The 18,693-nt window shown below is 73.4% G+C and carries 17 protein-coding genes; 4 read left to right on the top strand and 13 right to left on the bottom strand.

Annotated features, from left to right (window positions below):
* Nucleotide 1: 1 nt before the first annotated feature.
* The 10 genes from AAH991_RS30240 to AAH991_RS30195 form a co-directional block, all read right to left on the bottom strand.
* Nucleotides 2-892 (bottom strand): GNAT family N-acetyltransferase, encoded by an 891-nt coding sequence (locus AAH991_RS30240; protein ID WP_346229322.1) that lies wholly within the window; start codon nt 890-892, stop codon nt 2-4.
* The gene (locus AAH991_RS30235; RefSeq protein WP_346229321.1) at nt 889-1,908 is read right to left on the bottom strand and encodes an ABC transporter ATP-binding protein; all 1,020 of its coding nucleotides are present in this window, start codon (nt 1,906-1,908) and stop codon (nt 889-891) included. Before AAH991_RS30235 ends, AAH991_RS30240 begins: the two co-directional genes overlap by 4 nt.
* Nucleotides 1,905-2,933, bottom strand: a complete 1,029-nt coding sequence (locus AAH991_RS30230; protein ID WP_346229320.1) for an ABC transporter ATP-binding protein — start codon at nt 2,931-2,933, stop codon at nt 1,905-1,907. Before AAH991_RS30230 ends, AAH991_RS30235 begins: the two co-directional genes overlap by 4 nt.
* Before the next feature lie 6 nt (nt 2,934-2,939).
* A complete protein-coding gene (locus AAH991_RS30225) occupies nt 2,940-3,872 on the bottom strand; it encodes an ABC transporter permease (RefSeq protein WP_346229319.1) in 933 nt (310 codons plus the stop codon).
* Nucleotides 3,869-4,903 carry an ABC transporter permease gene (locus AAH991_RS30220; protein ID WP_169988355.1) on the bottom strand — a complete coding sequence of 345 codons (1,035 nt, stop codon included), beginning with the start codon at nt 4,901-4,903 and terminating at the stop codon, nt 3,869-3,871. The genes AAH991_RS30225 and AAH991_RS30220 overlap by 4 nt, the downstream gene beginning before the upstream one ends.
* Nucleotides 4,900-6,720, bottom strand: a complete 1,821-nt coding sequence (locus tag AAH991_RS30215) for an ABC transporter substrate-binding protein (protein WP_346229318.1) — start codon at nt 6,718-6,720, stop codon at nt 4,900-4,902. The genes AAH991_RS30220 and AAH991_RS30215 overlap by 4 nt, the downstream gene beginning before the upstream one ends.
* Nucleotides 6,721-6,869: 149 nt before the next feature.
* Nucleotides 6,870-8,339, bottom strand: a complete 1,470-nt coding sequence (locus AAH991_RS30210; protein WP_346229317.1) for a glycoside hydrolase family 3 N-terminal domain-containing protein — start codon at nt 8,337-8,339, stop codon at nt 6,870-6,872.
* A 222-nt stretch (nt 8,340-8,561) separates the two neighbouring features.
* Entirely contained in the window at nt 8,562-9,566 is a 1,005-nt protein-coding gene (locus AAH991_RS30205) for an N-acetylglucosamine kinase (RefSeq protein ID WP_346229316.1), read from the bottom strand.
* An 85-nt stretch (nt 9,567-9,651) separates the two neighbouring features.
* Nucleotides 9,652-9,876 carry a hypothetical protein gene (locus tag AAH991_RS30200; RefSeq protein WP_346229315.1) on the bottom strand — a complete coding sequence of 75 codons (225 nt, stop codon included), beginning with the start codon at nt 9,874-9,876 and terminating at the stop codon, nt 9,652-9,654.
* Nucleotides 9,877-9,973: 97 nt separating this feature from the next.
* Entirely contained in the window at nt 9,974-10,966 is a 993-nt protein-coding gene (locus tag AAH991_RS30195) for an SDR family NAD(P)-dependent oxidoreductase (protein ID WP_346229314.1), read from the bottom strand.
* Between the two features lie 100 nt (nt 10,967-11,066).
* Between AAH991_RS30195 and AAH991_RS30190 the strand changes: the two genes are divergently transcribed.
* The 4 genes from AAH991_RS30190 (at nt 11,067) to AAH991_RS30175 (ending at nt 14,592) form a co-directional block, all read left to right on the top strand.
* Complete coding sequence (locus tag AAH991_RS30190) at nt 11,067-12,023, top strand: AraC family transcriptional regulator (RefSeq protein ID WP_346229313.1); 957 nt, start codon at nt 11,067-11,069, stop codon at nt 12,021-12,023.
* 111 nt (nt 12,024-12,134) lie between these two features.
* Nucleotides 12,135-12,692, top strand: a complete 558-nt coding sequence (locus AAH991_RS30185; protein WP_346229312.1) for an MFS transporter — start codon at nt 12,135-12,137, stop codon at nt 12,690-12,692.
* 165 nt (nt 12,693-12,857) lie between these two features.
* Nucleotides 12,858-13,397: a copper chaperone PCu(A)C gene (locus AAH991_RS30180; RefSeq protein ID WP_346229311.1), complete on the top strand. Its 540-nt coding sequence runs from the start codon at nt 12,858-12,860 to the stop codon at nt 13,395-13,397.
* A complete protein-coding gene (locus AAH991_RS30175; RefSeq protein ID WP_346229310.1) occupies nt 13,390-14,592 on the top strand; it encodes a Dyp-type peroxidase in 1,203 nt (400 codons plus the stop codon). Before AAH991_RS30180 ends, AAH991_RS30175 begins: the two co-directional genes overlap by 8 nt.
* A gap of 271 nt (nt 14,593-14,863) precedes the next feature.
* On the opposite strand, the gene AAH991_RS30170 is transcribed toward AAH991_RS30175, so the two are convergent.
* The 3 genes from AAH991_RS30170 to AAH991_RS30160 form a co-directional block, all read right to left on the bottom strand.
* Nucleotides 14,864-15,598 carry a YcnI family copper-binding membrane protein gene (locus AAH991_RS30170; RefSeq protein ID WP_346229309.1) on the bottom strand — a complete coding sequence of 245 codons (735 nt, stop codon included), beginning with the start codon at nt 15,596-15,598 and terminating at the stop codon, nt 14,864-14,866.
* Nucleotides 15,599-15,700: 102 nt separating this feature from the next.
* Nucleotides 15,701-16,294 (bottom strand): MFS transporter, encoded by a 594-nt coding sequence (locus AAH991_RS30165; RefSeq protein ID WP_346229308.1) that lies wholly within the window; start codon nt 16,292-16,294, stop codon nt 15,701-15,703.
* 168 nt (nt 16,295-16,462) lie between these two features.
* Nucleotides 16,463-18,223 carry a glycoside hydrolase family 27 protein gene (locus AAH991_RS30160; protein ID WP_346229307.1) on the bottom strand — a complete coding sequence of 587 codons (1,761 nt, stop codon included), beginning with the start codon at nt 18,221-18,223 and terminating at the stop codon, nt 16,463-16,465.
* Between the last annotated feature and the right edge of the window lie 470 nt (nt 18,224-18,693).

The raw sequence follows: 18,693 nt of genomic DNA, 5'->3' as shown, positions 1-18,693 counted from the left end.
ATCAGCCCAGCGGGCGGCGGTAGAGCCAGAAGACCCGCTCGGCGCGGGCGCCCACCGCCCGGGAGTAGAAGCGGAGCGGGCCGACCCAGCCGATCTGCGTGGACGTCTGCCCCGCGGCGGCCTGCTCGGCGAGGCAGCGGCGCAGCAGCACCCGGCCCACGCCGAGCCCGCGTGCGGCCTCGGCCGTGCCCATCGGCCCGAACCACAGCGGCCGGGCACCCCAGGCGGCGAAGCCGAGGATCTCCCCGTCGCGGAAGGCCCCGTCGCGGAAGGCATAGTGGAGACCGGTCGCCTGCTCGGCCTCCCAGGCCCACTTGTCGTTCCACTGCTCGCGCACGAAGTCGGCGATCCTCGCGCGGTCGGCGGCGGCCGCCGCGACCGTGACCCCGGCGGCGGCGAGCCTCGCCAGGTCGGCCTCGTGCTCGGCCTCGTCGTAGCGGGCCGGCAGGACGGCCGTCATGTTCCAGGCGACGCGGTACCGCTCGTATCCCAGGCGCTCGGCGAGGCAGGCCGCCGGGGTGTAGCGCACGTCGATGCCGGGCCAGGCGTAGCAGGGCGGGTTGCCGGCGAACCTCGACTCGGCGGCGCCGTGCGCCCGCATCCACTCCTCGGCCGCGCCGACCAGCGCCCGCCCGATCCCCCGGCCCTGCGCGGCGGGGTCCACGGCGACCAGGTCGACGTGGCCGGTGACGTGGCCCGCGCCGTCCGCGCCGATCGAGGCGAACACGACGCCCTCACGGCCGGGAGTGGACAGGACGGTCCACTCGCGCTCCGGCGGCGGGGCGGCGAGCCGCCGGACGAGCAGCGGGGCGTCCGCGGCGTCCGCCCAGAGAGCGGCGGCCGCGACGTCCGCCACGCGGTCGTCGACGGCGACGGGGACGATGTCCGTCACTCCCCCACCCCCACCGGGATCACGCTGCGCCGCTCGGGATGGAAGCAGGCGTACTCCTGCTCAGTCTCCGCTCCGGGCCCGCCGTCGCGGCCCAGCACGGGCATCTCGCTCTCGCAGCGCTCCGTGCTGAACGGGCAGCGCCGCGCGAACAGGCACCCGCCGTCGGGCAGCCCCTCCCGCTGCATCTCCCGCGGCACCACCCGCTCCGCGCCCGGCCGTTCCAGGCCGTGCAGCACCGGGATCGCCGACAGCAGCGACTGCGTGTACGGGTGGACCGGGTCGGCGATGATCTTCTCGGTGGCGCCCCGCTCGACGACCTGGCCGCGGTAGAGCACGTACAGCTCGCCGTCGTCGCCGATGTAGCGGGCGGTGGCGATGTCGTGGGTGATGAACAGCACGCCCACGCCGAGCCGCTCGCGCAGGTCCTTCAGCAGCGCGAGGATGCCCAGGCGCAGCGACACGTCGATCATCGAGACGGCCTCGTCGGCGACGAGGACCTCGGGGTCCATGGTGAGCGCGCGGGCGATCACCACGCGCTGGCGCATGCCGCCCGACAGCTGGTGGGGGTAGCGCGGGAGCACGTAGCCGGGGTCGATGCCGACCATCGCCAGCAGTTCTTCGGCCCGCCCGTCGACCCACGACCTCAGGCGGCCCGTCTGCTTGGCGCGCAGCCGCAGCGGCGCCTCCAGCGTCTGGTGGATCGTCCGGGTGGGGTTGAGCGCGGAGTAGGGGTCCTGGTGGATGAGCTGGACCCGCCGGAAGTACGGCTGCCGCGCGCGGTGGCTCAGCGACGACATCGGCACGCCGTCGATCACGATCTCGCCGGCGTCGTGGGTCTCCAGCCCGGCGATGATCCGGCCGAGGGTGGTCTTGCCGCTGCCCGACTCGCCGATGAACGAGACGGCCCCGCCCTTGGCGATGGCGAAGTCCACGCCGCGCAGCGCGGGCACCTCGCGGGCGCCGAGCACCCCGCCGCGCTGCTTGAAGATCTTGGTGATCCCGGTTCCCGTGATCACACGAACTCCTTCCGCTTGACCAGCGTGAGGTGGCGGTCGGTGGCGTGGCAGGCGACGGTGCGGCCGTCCCGGTTGACGGACATCGGCTCGTCGGTCTCGCACACCTCCATGCGCCGCTCGCAGCGCTCGCGGAACACACAGCCCTGCCTGGGCAGCGTCCCGAGCGTCGGCGGGCGGCCGGGCAGCGCCCGGGCCAGCGACAGGTCGCCCGTCAGGCGCGGGATCGCCCTGATCAGCCCCTGCGTGTACGGGTGCCGGGCGTCGCCGAGCACCTCGGTCACCGGGCCGTGCTCGACCACGCGTCCGCCGTACATGACGGCGAGGCTGTCGGCGACCTCGGCGACGGCGCCCACGTCGTGCGTGATCACCAGCGTGGTGAGCGCGCGCTCCTCGTGGACCTCCCGGATGATCCGCAGGATCGTGGCCTGCGTGATCATGTCGAGGGCGGTGGTCGGCTCGTCCAGAACGACGACTTTGGCGTTCAGGACGAGCGCGAGCATGATGCCGACCCGCTGGCGCATGCCGCCCGACAGCTCGTGCTGGTAGGAGTCGAGCACCCGGGCGCCGTCCATGCCCATGCGGGCCAGCAGGTCCTTGGCGTCGCGCACCAGCTCCCGCAGGTCCTCCACGTCGTGGGAGCGGCCGAGGTCGAGCAGCTGCTTGCCGATGGTCTTCAGCGGGTTCAGCGAGTTCTGCGCCGCCTGGAAGACGTACCCGACCTGGCGGCCGCGGGCGCGGCGCAGGTCCTCGCCCTTCAGGCGCAGCACATCGCCGAGGCCGCCGATCTCGACGCTGCCCGCCGCGATCCTGCCCGGCGGCTGAACGGCGTTGAGCAGCGACAGCGCGAGCGTGGACTTGCCCGAGCCCGACTCGCCGACCACGCCCGTGATCGTGCCGGGCGCGAGGGTGAGGTCGACTCCGCGCACGGCGGGCAGTTCGCCCGCGGGGGTCTTGTAGACGACCGTGAGGTCCCGGATCCGGACCCCCGGCGCCTCGGTGTCACGTGCGGCCGTGTTGGCGGTCATTGGGGGCTACTCCTCCCGCAGCCGGGGGTTGAAGATCTCGTCCATCGCGTCCACGATCAGCACGATGCCCAGGGTGAGCAGCAGGATCGCGATCAGCGGGGCCAGCAGGTACGGCAGCGCGGCCGGGGTGGTGAGCGCCCCGCCGTTGAAGACCGCGAGGTTCAGCATCACGCCCCAGTTGTTCGACTCGAACGGCAGCACGCCGAGGAAGAACAGGCCCACCTGGGCGTACACCGCGCCGGTGACGGCGATGAGCATGTTCATCGCGATGTACGGCGCCATGCTCGGCAGCAGTTCGCGGCCGATGATGTGCCGCGTCGGCAGGCCGAGGCCGCGGGCCGCCTCGATGAAGCCGCGCTCGCGCATCGACAGCGTCTGCGACCGCACGGCGCGGGCGATGCCGCCCCAGCCGAGCACCCCGAGCACCAGGCCCATCTCCAGCGGGCTCTCGAACTTCCACACGGTGGACAGCACGAGCAGCAGCGGCAGGCCGGGGATCGCGAGGTTCATGTCGGTCAGCCGCATGAGCAGCGTGTCCCAGCGGCCGCGGTGGAAGCCCGCGACCAGCCCGATGAGCGTGCCGAGCGCGACCGTGATGACGGCCGTGGCCAGGCCGGTCAGCAGCACGTAGCGCGCGCCGGTGACGACCAGCGCGAGCACGTCGGTGCCCTCGAAGTCGGTGCCGAAGGGGTGCGCCAGGCTGGGCGGCGCGTACAGCGCGTCGTCGTCGCGCGGCAGCTGGGCGGGGTAGAGCAGCGGCCCGGCCACGCCCATGAGCGCGAACGCGGCGACGATGACCACACCCGCCATTCGGCTGGGCTTGCGCCGCAGCACGCGCCACACCCCGCGCCAGAAGTTGCGCCGCAGCGTGGCCCGCGTGGTCCCGGGCGGCCCGGCCTCGGGCCGCATCGCCCCTTCGGGGCTGACGATGACGGTCATGCCGCGCCTCCGCTCCTGACCCGCGGGTCGATCACCGTGTACAGCAGGTCGGCGGCGATGTTGGCGACGACGATGCCCACCGTGATCACCAGGAACGTCCCGCCCATCAGGGCGTAGTCGCGGCTGCTGATGCTGTTGACGAGCAGCAGGCCGAGGCCCGGGTAGTTGAAGATCTGCTCGATGAAGATCGAGCCGCCGAACAGCATGCCGATCGACAGAGCGAGGATCGTGAACAGCGGCAGGATCGCGTTGCGCGCCAGGTAGCGGAACACGAAGCCGCGCCGCAGGCCGCGCAGCTCGGCCGCGAGGATGAAGTCGTCGCCGAGCACGGCGACCACGTTGGACTTCATGGCGAGGATCCACCCGCCGTAGCTGGCCAGCGTGTACGTGACGACCGGCAGCACGGCGTGGTGGACCAGCGAGCCGATGTAGCCGGCGTTGAAGCCGGGGACGAACTCGACGTCCACCGGCCCGCCCGACGGCATGATCGGCCACAGCGTGGCGAAGATCGCGGTGAGCAGCAGGCCGATGACGTACACGGGCACGCCGTGCAGCAGCGAGCCGGACAGCGCGAGCATGTCGCCGAGCTTGCCGGACCGCTTGATCGCGGCGTAGACGCCCATGGTGACGCCGAGCAGGAAGCTCAGCAGCGTGCCGGCGAGCACCGGCAGCACGGTCCACCGGGCCGCGTGGCCGATGAGCGTGGTCACCTCCACGCCGGGCGTGCTGAGCGAACGACCGAGGTCGAGGTGGAGCAGCGAGCCCATGTAGCCGACGTACTGCTCCCACAGGTTGCCGGTGGGCAGGAAGCCGTACAGGACGGCCGTGGCCCGCTCGGCCTGCTCGGGCGACATGCCCTTCTGGATCAGGCTCTCGTACTGCCCCAGCACGGGGTTGCCGGGGATCTCCCGGATGATGACGAAGCTGATCGTGGCGACGACCCAGATCATCGCCAGGCCGCGGACCAGATGGCCGCCGACCTTCCTGGCGATGGCGCCCACCCGGGGACGCCCCGGGACCGCGTGCGTCATGCCTGCCCCTTCTCCGCTTTCCTGATCATCCCGAGCTGCATCCACACGCCGGACGACAGCCGCAGGGACTCGTCGTCGTCGGGCGGGAACGCCGTGTACCGGGAGGTGTTCACGAACTGGGTGTTCACGTAGTCCCACAGCTGGACGACGGGAAGCTGCTCGTTGGCGACCTTGGCCAGGACGCCGACGATGCGCTTCTGCTCGTCCTGGGACGCGAAGTTCAGCCTGCTGGTCAGGTCGCCCGGGTCGACCGTGCCGGCGGCGCCGGCGTCGACCTTCTCCGGCCCGCCCATCCAGTTGCCCTCGGTGCCCGGCGCGACGTGCCGCAGGCGGCCGCCGAACATCTGCCAGCCGTTCGCCTGTCCGAACAGCCGCTGGAAGATGTTGTACGGCGAGGGGCCGAGGCCGATCAGCCAGAACCCGAGGTCGTACTTGCCGTCGGCCAGCTCTCCAAGATAGAGCGTGTAGTCGGCCGCGGTGACCACGGCCGCGTCGATGCCGTGGTCGCTGAGCTGGCTGCTGATCGACTTGCCCGCGGCGACCCAGTCGGAGAACGACGCGGGCACGTGGATGCGGACCTTCCACGGGCTGCCGTCCGGCATGGCCCACCGGCCGCCCCGCTTGGTCATGCCCGCCGCCTTGAGCTCGGCGTCGGCCTTTGCGGGGTCGACCCGGTACTGCTCCAGGGTGTCGAACGCGTCGCCGAGCCAGGCCCGGGCCGCCTTGGCGTGGATGCCCGAGGTGGTGGCGGCGGGCGTGCCGCCCTCCGGCGAGGCGATCTTCGTGACCTGGGCGCGGTCGATGAGGTAGGCCAGCGCCCGCCGCACGTGCACGTTGTCGTACGGCTTGTGCGACTGGTTGAACGCGAGGGAGACCGCCACCGGCGAGTAGCCCTTGACCACCTTGCTGCCCCGCGCGTCGCGGATCCGGTCCATGACGGCGGTGGGCACGGAGGTGAAGGGGGCGTTGTCCAGCCGGCCGGCGATCAGGTAGTTCCAGATCTGCTCGTTGCCGGTGTAGTTCAGGATCTTCACCTTTGCCGGCGCGATGTTCTGCCGGGCGTAGAAGTAGGGGTTGCGCTTGAGCAGCGCCGCGCCCGGGTTGACCCGCTCGAGCACGAACGGCCCGGCCGACACGTCGTGGCCGGGGTCGAAGGCGATGACCTTCTCCGCCAGCCCGGTGATCTGGTTCTTCGCCTTCTCCGCCGCCGCGCCCTGGCCGTGCTGGGCGACCTTGAGCGTCTGCCAGAAGTCGGCCGGCAGCAGCTTCCCGAAGACGTGCGCGGGCACGACCACGGTCGACAGCAGGTTGGCGAGGAACGTCGAACTGCGGTTGGCGCCCTGGGTCACCCGGATCGTCTTGGGGTCGACGACCTGGATGTCGGCGGCGGCGCCCGCCGCCTTCGGGTCGAGCGCGTACGCCGTGCCGCCCTGGGTGTAGGCGAGACCGATCGAGACGCGCACGTCCTCGCTGGTCACCGGCTTGCCGTCGGACCACCTGGCGTCCGGCTGCAGGTGGATGACGACCTCCGACCGGTCCGGGGACATGCTCCAGCTCCTGGCGATGGCCGGGTAGAACTGGTTGGGATCGGTGGGGTCGTTCTTGGGCCACGCCAGCGCCATGCCGTTGTATCCCGAGAAGACCGATCCGACGGGGTTGAACGGGTTGATCGGCGCGCTGGCGTTGATCTGCTTGCTGCCGTCGATCGTCGTGTACACGCCGCCGCCCTGTTGGGCGCTGTCCGTCGTACCGGTAGTGCCGCAGGCGGTGGCTGTGACGATCGACGCCAGAGCCACGATCGCCGCGAGTCGCTTCATGGGCTGCTCCTGGTTCCCGATTGCCTGGACAATACGGGCGCTCTCGCGACGCCGTCAATTTTTTCCACGGACACACACCTCGATGGAGTTAATTTTTACCCACGCCTGCTACCTGGGAATACGTCCCGCGCGAGGGGTCCGCCGACGCGTCAGACGCCTCCGGCGAGCCAGCGGGCCGCCGCCCGCGCGGAGGCCGTGGAGGCGCCGTGGGTGGCGAGGTACACCCGCCCGGCGGGCGGCCCCGGCACCCCCGTCTCCACCACGATCGCGTCCGGGCGGGCCCGCAGCGCCTCCTCCAGGAGCCGCCGCATCCAGGCGTGCCGTACGGCGTCGTGGACGGCGATCACGAGAGGACGCCCGGTGTCGCGCAGATCCGGCAGCCGCCCGTCGTCGTGCATCTGGGCCGTCACCGTCCCGGGCAGGAGCTCGCCGAGCGCCTCCCCCAGGGTGAGAGGGGTGGCGCGGCCGACCGCCTGGCTGGGGCGCGCCGCCAGGTGCACCACCAGCGGCGCCCGGGTGAGCGGCTCCGGCGGCTCCGCGGGGGTCGCGCGCAGCGCCGCCATCGCCGCCGCCAGGCCGAGGCCCTCGTCGGCGTCGCGGGCCACCGCCTTCCTGGCCTCCGCCTGCGCGTCGTACCACGCGGCCAGGTCCCGCACCCGGCCCGCCGCCTCGGCCAGGCGCTCCTCCGCCAGCCGGCCCTCGCGGACCGCGCCGATGATCGCGTCGCGCAGCGCGTACACGCTCTCCCCCCTGGCCGAGGACACCCCGACGCAGATCGCGTCGGCCCCGGCGGCCAGCGCGCGGACCGCGATCTCGCCGGGCGGGTGGAGGGCGGCGACCGCCCGCATCTCGATCGCGTCGGTCACCACGAGCCCCTCGAACCCCATTTCCTCCCGCAGCAGGCCGGTCAGCACGGCCCGGCTCAGCGTCGCGGGGAGCGCGTCGACGGCGGGGACGAGCAGGTGCCCGCACATCACGGCGCGCACCCCGGCCGCGATGGCGGCCCGGAACGGCGGCAGGTCGCGCCGTTCTATCACCTCACGGGAGGCCCGTACGGCGGGCAGCGCCAGATGGGAGTCGGTCACGGTGTCGCCGTGGCCCGGGAAGTGCTTGGCGCAGGCGGCCACCCCGGCGCTCTGCAGCCCCTCGATCCAGGCGGCGCCGTGGCGGCCGACCTCCTCGGGGTCGGAGCCGAAGGAACGCACGCCGATGACGGGGTTGCGGGGGTCGGCGTTGACGTCCACCACGGGGGCGTAGTCGAGGGTGACGCCGGCGGCGGCGACCATCCGGCCGATCTGCCGCGCCACCCGGCGGGTCAGCTCCTCGTCGCCGGCGACGCCCAGCGCCATGTTGCCCGGCCACGAGCTGCCGCCGGCGGCCTCCAGCCGGGTGACCGAGCCGCCCTCCTCGTCCACGGCGACGACCACGTCCGGCCGCTCCCGGCGCAGCTTCGCCGCCAGCGCGGCCGTCCCCTCCAGGCCGGCGACGTTGCGGGCGAACAGGATCACGCCGCCGAGGCCGTCCGCGAGCGCCCGCCGCAGCCACGCGGGCGGCTCCGTACCCTCGAACCCGGGCTGGAGCACCGCCATCGCCATCCGGCCCAGCTCGCCCTCACTCATGCCGCCTCCTCGCCCGGCGGCTCGGCGTCAGGTCGTGCCGGAGGCGCGGGACAGCCCCTCGCGGACAGGGCCTGCCGATGCGCGCGCTCCGCTCGCACAGTGCCTGCCGATGCGTGCGCTCCGCTCGCAGTGCCTGCCCATGCGCGCGCTCCGCTCGCACAGTGCGCACCGGCTCGCCCGCTCCGCTCGCACAGTGCCTGCCGATGCGCCCGCTCCGCTCGCTCATGCGCCCCCCTGCCGGATCAGCGCGCGGTGCGCCTCGGCGGCGCGCGGGTCGCCGGGCAGGGCCGCCCGCACCGCGAGCGCGGCGGCGCCCGCCGCGGCGTCCCGGGCGCGCACCAGCCTGGCTCGCCTGCCCAGCTCGGCCCTGACCAGGTGGGCGAGCTCGGTCGGCTCGGTCAGCAGCGACCCCGCGAGCACCAGCGGCCCTCCGTCTCCCGCCGCCCGTGCTCCCCTGTCGCGGGCGGCACCCCCGGTGACGACCCGTGCCGTACGGCACAGCCTGCGGGCCGCCTCGGCGACGACGCCGCGGGCCACCTCGTCGCCCTCGCGGGCCGCGGCGTCCACCACGGGCGCGAGCGTGCCGAGCCAGGCGGGACCGAGCTCGGCGACCCGCGCGTACACCGCCCCGACCAGGGCCTGGGCGAGCGCGGGCCCGTCGTCCTCGCCGGCCGCCCCGGCGCCCAGGACGGCCTCGGCCACCCGGGCGACCAGCACGGTGGGCTCGCCCCGGCCGTCGATCGCGTTCAACGCCGCGGCGGCGGCCCGGCGGCCCAGCCACACGCCCGAGCCCTCGTCGCCCAGGAGCCAGCCGAGGCCGTCGGCCCGCCGCACGATCCGGCGGTCGCGGACCCGCGCGCCGATCGCACCGGTGCCGGCCACCAGGACCGCACCGTCCGGCTCCTCGGTGGCGCCGGTGAAGGCGACGAGCACGTCCGCGACCACCGCCGGCCGCCCGGCGAGCCCTGCCTCCCGCCAGGCCCGCTCCGCCGGCTCCGCCGCGCGGGCCGCCCCGGCAAGGCCGAACACGCCGCCCGCGATCAGCGCGCGGTCGAGGCCCTCCAGTGCGCCGAGCAGCGCGGAACGCAGATTGGCCGCCGGATCGGGGACCGAGATCGCGTTGGCGCCGCCGGCCCGTCCACGCCCGGCGATCTCGCCCGATTCCGTGACCACGACGCAGCGCGTACTGGTGCCTCCCCCGTCCACGCCGACGAACAGAGCCCCCACGGCCGCTCCCTTGTAGGCACTTTCCATCAACCTATAAGGCGATGGAAATCTTCTACAACGGCCGCCGGTAAGGCGGGAGACCCGATTATTTCCTGCTGTCGGTGAGATCGACGAGCGCCGTGGCCGCCCGGAAGAACTTGTTGCGGCCGAGGTCTCCGACGGTCTTGATATGGAAGGCCTTCTTCAGCAGTTCCGCGTCCTCCGCGCTCACCCCGGCCAGCGCGTCCACCGGCGCCTTGAGGAGTTCGTCCAAGGTCTTGTCCTCGTACTCGCGGTCGAGCAGCTTCGCCAGGTCCGCCGATACAGCCATGGTTCCCCCCATCGAACACGCCCCCGATACCTCTTGAAGTGCCCAAAGGGCCCAATTCCTATGCGCTCGTGAACCTCCCGCCGCACGCCGGGCGGCCCTACTCCGCCGTGGGCTCCTTCAGCCGGCCGGCGAACCGCGCGCGGCCGAGCGCGGCGCTTCCGTAGTCCCACAGGCGGTCCGCCGCGTCCCTGTCGAGCGCATGGGCCGCCACTCCGCCGGGGATCCCGGGGGCGGCGGGCGGGGCCTCCCGGTTGTCCTCGAAGTAGCGGCCGGTCACACCTTCCACCAGTGGCGATGCCGCCAGCAGCACGGACGCCGCCGCGCCCTGGGCGGCAGTCTTGAGGTAGGGCTGGGGAATGATCTCGCCGTTCTCGTCGATCGCGCCCATCTCGCGCATGGTCGCTTCGTTCATGTGACGCTGGAGGTTCGTCAATATCCAGCCGGGGTTGAGCGCGTTCGCCGTGATTCCGTCGGCCGCCCACCGCCGTGCCCCCACCGCCAGCAGGACGTCCGCCGTCTTGGACTGCCCGTAGGCCGTCCACGGGTGGTACGGCCGGCGCTCGAACTGCGGGTCGTCGAAGTCGAACGGCGTCCCGGCATGGGCGCCGGAGCTGACGACGACGATCCGCGCCCGGCCCGCCGCCCGCAGATTGCCGTACAGACCCACGGCGAGGGCGAAATGTCCGAGATAGTTCGTCGCGAGCTGCATCTCCCAACCTTGAGCGGTAACCCGGCGCACCGGGAGCGCCATGACCCCGGCGTTGGCGACCAGCACGTCGAGCGGGCCACGCCAGTCCCGTACGAACGCCGCGACCGACGACAGATCGGCCAGGTCGAGCGCGGCGGACCGGACGGTTCCCGGCCCGCCGGCGAGGCTCGCGACGATCGGCGCCGCCGTGGCCGGGTCGCGGGTGGCGATGGTGACCTCCGCCCCGGCCCCGGCCAGAACGCGGACGGTTTCCGCACCGATGCCGGAGGCGCCGCCGGTGACGACGACGCGCCGCCCGGACAGATCCACCCCTTCGACGACCTCGGCGGCGGTGGCGTGGGAGTGGAACGGAGTGGTGAGACGAGTCTGTTCGCTGTTCATGCCGCCACGCTAGAGCGCCGGATTCGGACCATCTATAGGGGAAAGTCCGGCATACTTTATCGATCGTCCACTGTCACCCGATCGTCGCGGGAGAAAGCCGATGGATCCGCTCGAAGACGTGCTCGCGCTGCTGGGCACCAGGGCGCACCTGTCCACGGGCATGTCGGCGGGCGGCAGCTGGGCGGTGCGTTTCGAGCCGCCGGACGGCGTGAAGTTCAACGCCGTCCTGCGCGGCCGGTGCTTCCTGGGCGTCGAGGGCCTCGACGCGCCGATCTCCCTGGCCCAGGGCGACTGTTTTCTGCTCACGCGCCCGCTCGTCTTCACGCTCTTCAGCGACCCGCTTGCCGTCCCGGTCGACGCCGGGCCGTTGTGGACGGCGGCGGGGGACGGCCTCCCCCACGTCGGCGACGGCGCGGACACGCTCCTCGTCGGCGGCCGCTTCTCGTTCGGCGACCGGGCACGCTCGCTCCTGCTCGACGGGCTGCCGCCGGTCATCCACGTGCCCGCCGAAACCGGCGAGGCGAGCGCGGTGCGGTGGGCCCTCGACCAGATCGACACCGAGCTGCGGGGGTGTGCCATCGGCTCGACGCTCGCGGCCGAGCATCTCGCCGTGGTCATGCTCATCCACGTCCTGCGTCTGCACCTGGCGCGGGAGCCCCGCGCGGTGTCGGGCTGGCTCGCCGGTCTCGCCGACCCCGTGGTCGCGGCGGCACTACGGTCCATGCACGCGCGGCCCGCCCACCCGTGGACCGTCGCGGAGCTGGCCAGGACCGGCGCGGTGTCCCGGTCCACCCTCGCCGCGCGGTTCAAGGACACGGTCGGTCTCGGCCCCCTGGACTACCTCACCCGGTGGCGGATCGAGCTCGCCTCCCGGCGCCTGCGCGACGGCGGCGACACACTCGCCACGATCGCCCACGCCGTCGGCTACGGCTCGGAAAGCGCCCTCAGCAGCGCGTTCAAGCGGATCACCGGCAGCTCGCCGCGTGAGTATCGTCGGCGAAGCGCGGGCGCCCTGCTCCCCGAGCCGTCCCCGGGCCAGGCGTCGCGGGCCGGCTGAACCGCGTCGCCTGCGGGCGGGGCGGTCCATGGGCCGGGCATCCCGCGCGCGACACGGTGTCCCGGAACGGGGACCGGGCGCCGGGCATGCGATATTGGCAGGGCCATGCCGGTGACATCGCCTCTCCGTCTCGCCCGAGCCGCCGCCTTCAGCGCGGTATGCCTCGGTCTGGGCGTGCTGGCGCACCTGTTCAGCGGCGGCGAGGCGGCCCCCGGCGCGCTCGCGCTGGGGCTGCCCGCGGTGTTCGCCGTCGCGCTGCCCCTGTCCGGCGGGGAACGGACACTGCGTACGATCCTGCCCCTGCTCGCGGCCCTGCAGGCCGCGTTGCACGTGCTGTTCGCCGTGTCGTCCCCGTCGGCCGCGGACGGCGCGATCAGGCACGTCCTGGCCGGGCACGCGCACGCCGGACCCGGCGTGGGGATGCTCATCGCCCACGGCTGGGCGGTGGCCCTGACGTCGTTGTGGCTCGCCAGGGGCGAGGCCGCCCTGTGGGCGCTGCTGCGGCGGCTGGCCGTGCGCCTGACGCGGATCGCGGCCGATCCGGCGCCGCCCGTGTTCACGACCCTGGCGTCGCCGCATCCGGACGAGCCGCGTCTCCCCCGCTCCGTCGCGCCGCGTCACAGCGTCACCCGGCGCGGCCCGCCCCGCCTTCTCCAGCCGTCCGTCTGAGACGACGCTCCTCACCCCGTTCCCCGGCCGCGTACGGCCCGGGACGTGATCATGATCTTTCCCGGCGGAGCATGCCCGCGCGCATGTCCCGTTCCTCAGCCGAGCCCTGGCCGGCCCACGGGACGCGCCCGCATGTCCGCCGGACGACCGAGAGAAGGCTTCCGCATGACCAGCACGACCGTTCACCGAGTCCTCCCGGCGGCGCTCGCCGCCCTACTCGCCGCGGCCGCCTGCGCCGGTCCGGCCGGCACCACCGCCGCTTCCCCGGCCGCGGCGCAGGCCCCCGCCTCCGTGTCCGCAACGACGGCCGCCGCTCCGCTGTCGATCGCCGATCCGTGGGTGAAGACGGCCCGCTCCGGCATGAGCGCCGCTTTCGGCACGCTCGTCAACACCAGCCGCGAGGCGGTCACCGTCGTCGGGGCGAGCACCCCCGTCTCCCCGTCCGTGGAACTGCACGAGGTCGCCGGAGACGCCGGAGCCACGACCATGCGCCGCAAGCAGGGCGGGTTCGTGATCCCCGCCGGCGGGCGGCACGTGCTCCGGCCCGGCGGCGACCACATCATGCTCATGGACGTCCGCACGGCCGTCGAGCCCGGGGCCGAGGTGCCCTTCACGCTCACCCTGAAGGACGGCAGGACGGTGTCCTTCACCGCAGTGGCCAAGGACTTCGCCGGTGCCAACGAGTCCTACGCGCCCCATGAGTGAGCGCGAGTTCCGAGCGGGACGGCGGCTGACCCGGCGCGGCCTGCTCGCGGGAGGAGCCGTCGCCGCCGCCGCGGCGGCCTGCGCCGTACCTGACGTGGCCGGACGCGCGGCGGCCGGGTCCGCGCCCCTCCCCGGCGGTGACGCCGTCGAACCCTTCCACGGCGTCCACCAGGCGGGCGTCGCGACCTCTCCGCAGACGTTCGCGGTGTTCGCCGGGTTCGACCTGCGGCCGCAAACCGGTCGCGTGGCGCTGACACGCCTGATGCGGCTGCTGACCGACGACGCGCGACGGCTCACCCGGGGCGAGCCCGCCCTCGCCGACACCGACGCCGAACTGGCGCTGCTGCCCGCGCGGCTCACCGTCACCTTCGGGTTCGGCGCCGGGCTGTTCGAGGCGGCGGGGGCCGGGCACCTGGCGCCACGGCCGCTGCCTGCCTTCAAGGTCGACGCCCTGCAGCCCCGATGGAGCGGCGGCGACCTGCTGGTGCAGGTGTGTGCGGACGACCGCGTAACGCTGGCGCACGCGCTGCGCGTGCTCGTCAGGGACGCCCGTTCCTTCGCGACCGTACGGTGGACACAGCACGGCTTCCGGCAGAGCCCGCAGGTCCGGGCACCGGGCACCACCCAGCGCAACCTGATGGGCCAGCTCGACGGCACCGTCAACCCCCGCCCGGGGTCGGCGGACTTCGAGCGGGCCGTGTGGGTGCGCGACGGGTGGCTGCGCGGCGGCACCACGCTGGTGCTGCGCCGCATCCGGATGGACCTGGAGAAGTGGGACGCCGCGGACCGTGCGGCCAAGGAGTTCAGCGTCGGGCGGCGGCTGGACGACGGTGCGCCGCTGACCGGCCGGGCCGAGACCGACGAGCCCGACTTCGCCGCGCTCGGCCCGTCGGGCCTGCCGGTGATCTCCGAGTTCGCGCACATCCGTCGCGCTCGGACGGCCGACCCGGGCATGCGCGTCCTGCGACGGGCCTACAACTACGAGGACGGCCTGAGCCCGGAGGGACGACCGGACGCGGGCCTGCTGTTCGCGTCCTACCAGGCCGACGTGGCACGGCAGTTCGTCCCGATCCAGGCGCGGCTGGCGGAGATGGATCTGCTGAACCAGTGGACGACCCCCATCGGGTCGGCCGTCTTCGCCGTACCGCCCGGATGCTCCCCGGACGGCTGGATCGGAGAGACCCTCCTGACCTGACCGTCGCGCGGCCTGCTGCGCGGCGCCGACTCGGCCGAGGCCCTGCAGATGATCGTCGCTATGACCCGCCCGGCCGGCTCGGGCAGCCGTCCGATGCGGCCGGCGTCGGTGGCGTTCTGCGTCGGTCGGGATGGCCGCTGGGTCACTGGTCAGAACGAGCGCGCCACCGGAGGCGTGGCCTGACCGGCGCCGCCGCCGTCGCACCACGACGGGGGAGCCCCCTTCCGGGCCGTGTGACCGGCAAGGGGGCTCCATGCAGGGACCGCGCCGGTCAGCCGCGGGAGCGGCGCAGGGCCGTGATGCCCGCGCCGGCCCCGACCAGGCCGGCGACGAGGCCGATGCCGCCGAGCACCAGGGCCGGGGTGGTGTTTCCGCCCTCGTCGTCGTCATCGTCCGCGGCGGCCGCCGCGACCGTGGGGGCGGCGGCAGGCGAGGCGGAGGCGGCGCCGTCATGGTCGTCCTCCCCCTCCTCGGCGGCGACGAGCTTCAGTGTCGGCGCGGGATGTTCGGGCTCGGACCCGTCGGCCTTCGGCGCGTCCGCCCACTTGACCACCTCGTCGTTGGAGTAGGTCTGCACGGTGGGGAACGCGAGCGCGTCCACGTTCTTCGGCAGCGGGCCGACCGACGCCTCGAACTCCTGGAACTGGCCGGACTCGATCTTCCCGCCGGACCAGGTGATCTTCAGCACCGACTCGGTGATCGTGTCGCCCGAGTCCGACACGACGGGCTTGGGCAGCTTGCCGCGGGTGAGCTTGACGTCCCAGCCGGGGACCGGGCGGACTGAGACGAACGGCAGCGGGTGGTCGGTGGGGAACTCGACCTCCACCTTGGTGGTCGAGGCGTTGTCGCGCTCGTTGGGGACCCGGAAGGCGATCTTGGTCCAGCTGCCCTGGACTGCGCTGCCGGGGTTGACGGTCACGTGGGCGAGGGCGGGAACGGCGAGGCCGAGGGTGAGCGCGAGGGCACCGGCGGTGACGGCGGCCGCACGGCGGACGTACGAGGTCATGGGGGTTCTCCAGTCGTCTGCGATGGTACGGAGGCGCGCGAGCGTGGCCCAGAAGGGGACAGACCGATCCCCTGGGAGATACGCGCCGCCCGCGCGTGAAGCTCAGAAGACGGGAAGAACCGGAGGCCCGCGGCGGACGACCGCGTGCCGGAGCACGCCCGCGCTGCGCGGGGGGCGCCCGGCACCGGCCGCCGGGCGCCGGCGAGGACGCCGGGCGGCCGCGAGATCCGCGTCCAGCGGTGCCGAGAGCGCGGCCAAGAGCGCGGCCACCGCCCGCAGGCAGCGCCCCGCCCCGGCGCCGATCCCCCGCAGCACGGACCACAGGGCCTCCTCGCCGCGCGCCAGCCACCAGCCGGTCAGCAGCGCCGCGGTGAGGTGGGCGGTGAGCATTCCGGTCTGTGCGCTCAGACCGCCGTGCCACGTGGCATGCCCCGCATCGGCGGCGGAGGCCGTGACATCGAGGAGGAAGTGCAGGAATGCCTGAGCGCCGAGCAGCAGCCCGACGATCGCCTGGGGTGATCGCTCCCGGCCCGCGGCGACGGCCGCGCCCGCCGAGACCACGAGCACGCCCGTGAGGAGCGCGGCCGGCGTCGGCCCGCCTCCCCCGGCGAACCGGTGCGCGCCGACGGCGAGGAGCACGCAGACGGCCGAGAAGGCGGCCGACCGCGCGAGCCGGAAGGAGAGTGAGGCGCGCATGTCGCGGGGATTGTCTCACACGCGGGCGATCTCGGCCGGTCCCGCCTGCGATCTTCCGCACACCGCGAGAAGCCCGCCGCGACGGCCGCGACCACGAGCACGCCCGTGAGGAGCGCGGCCGGCGCCGGGACGGACAGCGCCGTCCCGGCGCAGGCATGCGGTGAGAGGTCAGAGGCGGGTCCAGCGCTGGTTGGCCTGGCCGTTGCAGGTCCAGACGACGAGCTTGGTGCCGTTGGCGGTGCCGTTGTTGTAGGCGTCCAGGCACTTGCCCGCGCCCACGGCGGTGATGGTGCCGTCGGCGTTGAGGCGCCACTGCTGGTTGTTCTGGCCGTTGCAGTCCCAGATGATCACGTTGCTGCCGTCGGCGGTGCCGCGGTTGTACACGTCGAGGCACTTCGTGCCGTAGACGCGCAGCTCGCCCGAGGCGGTCGGCGTCCAGCGCTGGTTGGCCTGGCCGTTGCAGTCCCAGAGCTGCACCTGGGCGCCGTTGGCCTGCGAGACGCCCGCGACGTCGAGGCACCGGCCCGACCCCACACCCTTGATCGCGCCACTCCCGGTGGGGGTGGGCGACGGGCCGGCGGTCGGAGTGGCGCCGCTCCCGGTGACGGTCAGCAGGACCGCCTCGCGGGCGGGGACGGTCGTGGTGTAGCCGCCGTCGAAGGTCCCGATGTCGGTCCCGGTCCACAGGTTCCGTACGGCGGCGGCCCCGCTCAGGCCGAGGTCCGACCAGCGGGCGGTGATGGACGCGGAGGAGGTGGTCCGGTTGAGCAGGAGCACCGCCCGCCGGCCCGTGCCGGACAGCACCTTGCCGTAGACCTGGCGTCCGCTCTGGTCTTCGGCGACCTTCACGCCCTGTCGTCCGAGCGGGTCCTGGTCCACCGCGAGCACCTCCCGGTTGGTCAGGATCGCCCTGGTCTCGGCGCTCATCGTGGCGAGGTTGTTGCCTGCCAGCAGCGGCGCCCCGGAGATGGCCCACAGGCCCATGTGCGTGCGGTTCTGCGCGGCCGAGAAACCGTTCATGCCGACGATGAGCATGTCGGGGTCGTTGTAGTGCCCGGGGCTCTGGGCGTTCGGGTGCTGGGCGGAGTCGAAGTTGGCGAGCACCCGGTCCATCGACGCGGTCTGTCCCCAGTAGATGATGTCGCCGCTGGTGCGCCACATGGTGGACAAGCCCGGCGCCCAGTCCCAGGGATTCTGGGCCCCCCAGTTGCACACCGACAGCACCATCGGACGCCCGGTCTGCGCGGTGGCGCGGTCGATGGCGGCGCTGATCGCCTGGTAGGTGCTGCGGGAGTCGAGCCCCTCGGCCTGGCCGCCGCACCAGTCGACCTTCACGAAGTCGAAGCCCCACCGGGAGAACTGCAGGAAGTCCTGGTCGTAGTGGCCCTCGCTGCCGCTGTTCGGCGCGGCCGGGCGGCCGGTCGGGTAGTAGTAGCCGCAGCCGTTGCGCCCGGCGTCGGTGTAGATGCCCGCCTTCAGCCCTTTGCTGTGGATGTAGTCGGCGATCGCCTTCATCCCGCCCGGCCACTCGGACTGGTCGACCGTGATGTTGCCGGACGCGTCGCGCGTCCCCTGCCACCAGCCCTCGTCGATGTTGACGTACTCATAGCCGGCGTCCTTCATCCCCGAGGACACCATCGCGTCCACCTGGGCTTTGATCACGTTGTAGTTGATCTGGGCCGCGAAGGTGTTCCACGACGCCCAGCCCATCGGTGGAGTGGTCACCGTCGCCACGGCCGCGGCGGCCGCTGCGGCCGTTCCCGCCGTGGTGGCCGCAGCGCCGTCCGCTGCCGCCCACCCCGCGGGCACCATCGTCGCGATCGCGAGGTGCACGGCGACGACCAGCCGTCGTAGCCGCCGGACGCGGGCGGAACGGCCGTCCGGGGTGTGCCAGGAGGACCGTCGCCGGGCGGATCCGCCTAATCGCATGCGTTTCTCCTTCTGGTGGGGATGCTCACGCTGGTGGGGTGCCCGGCGCGGCCGGTCTCGAAGAAGGAAGCGGCGGCGAAACCGCCCGTCCGAGCCCGAGCCGGCATGGGCCGACCGGTTGTACGAGGCCGACCGGTTGTACGAGGAGGAGGCCGGAGGCACCCGGGAGATGCAGTGTGCGGCGGAACGCCTGACGCGACCGGCGTCGCCGCCGGCCCCTGCCGCTCATCACCGACCCCGGCAGGAGGAAGCCGAACGCGCACTCAGTGTGGAAATCTCCGCGAGCAGTGTCAAGACCATTGGCGAATCGATTCGCGCGGACGCCCCGCGTCGCACGACTCCCGGACCCGGTGAATCGGGCCCTCACCCGCGCTCCGGCCGATGAAACCTTCAGAGGGCTCCGCCGGCGACGAGACGGGCGATCCCGCCCCGATGACAGCAGCTGAGCGCCCGGCGCGGCGCAGGCGCCG

It is taken from the genome of Microbispora sp. ZYX-F-249, assembly GCF_039649665.1.
GTDB classification, from domain to species: domain Bacteria; phylum Actinomycetota; class Actinomycetes; order Streptosporangiales; family Streptosporangiaceae; genus Microbispora; species Microbispora maris.
This window is presented reverse-complemented; position numbering and strand designations above follow the sequence as displayed.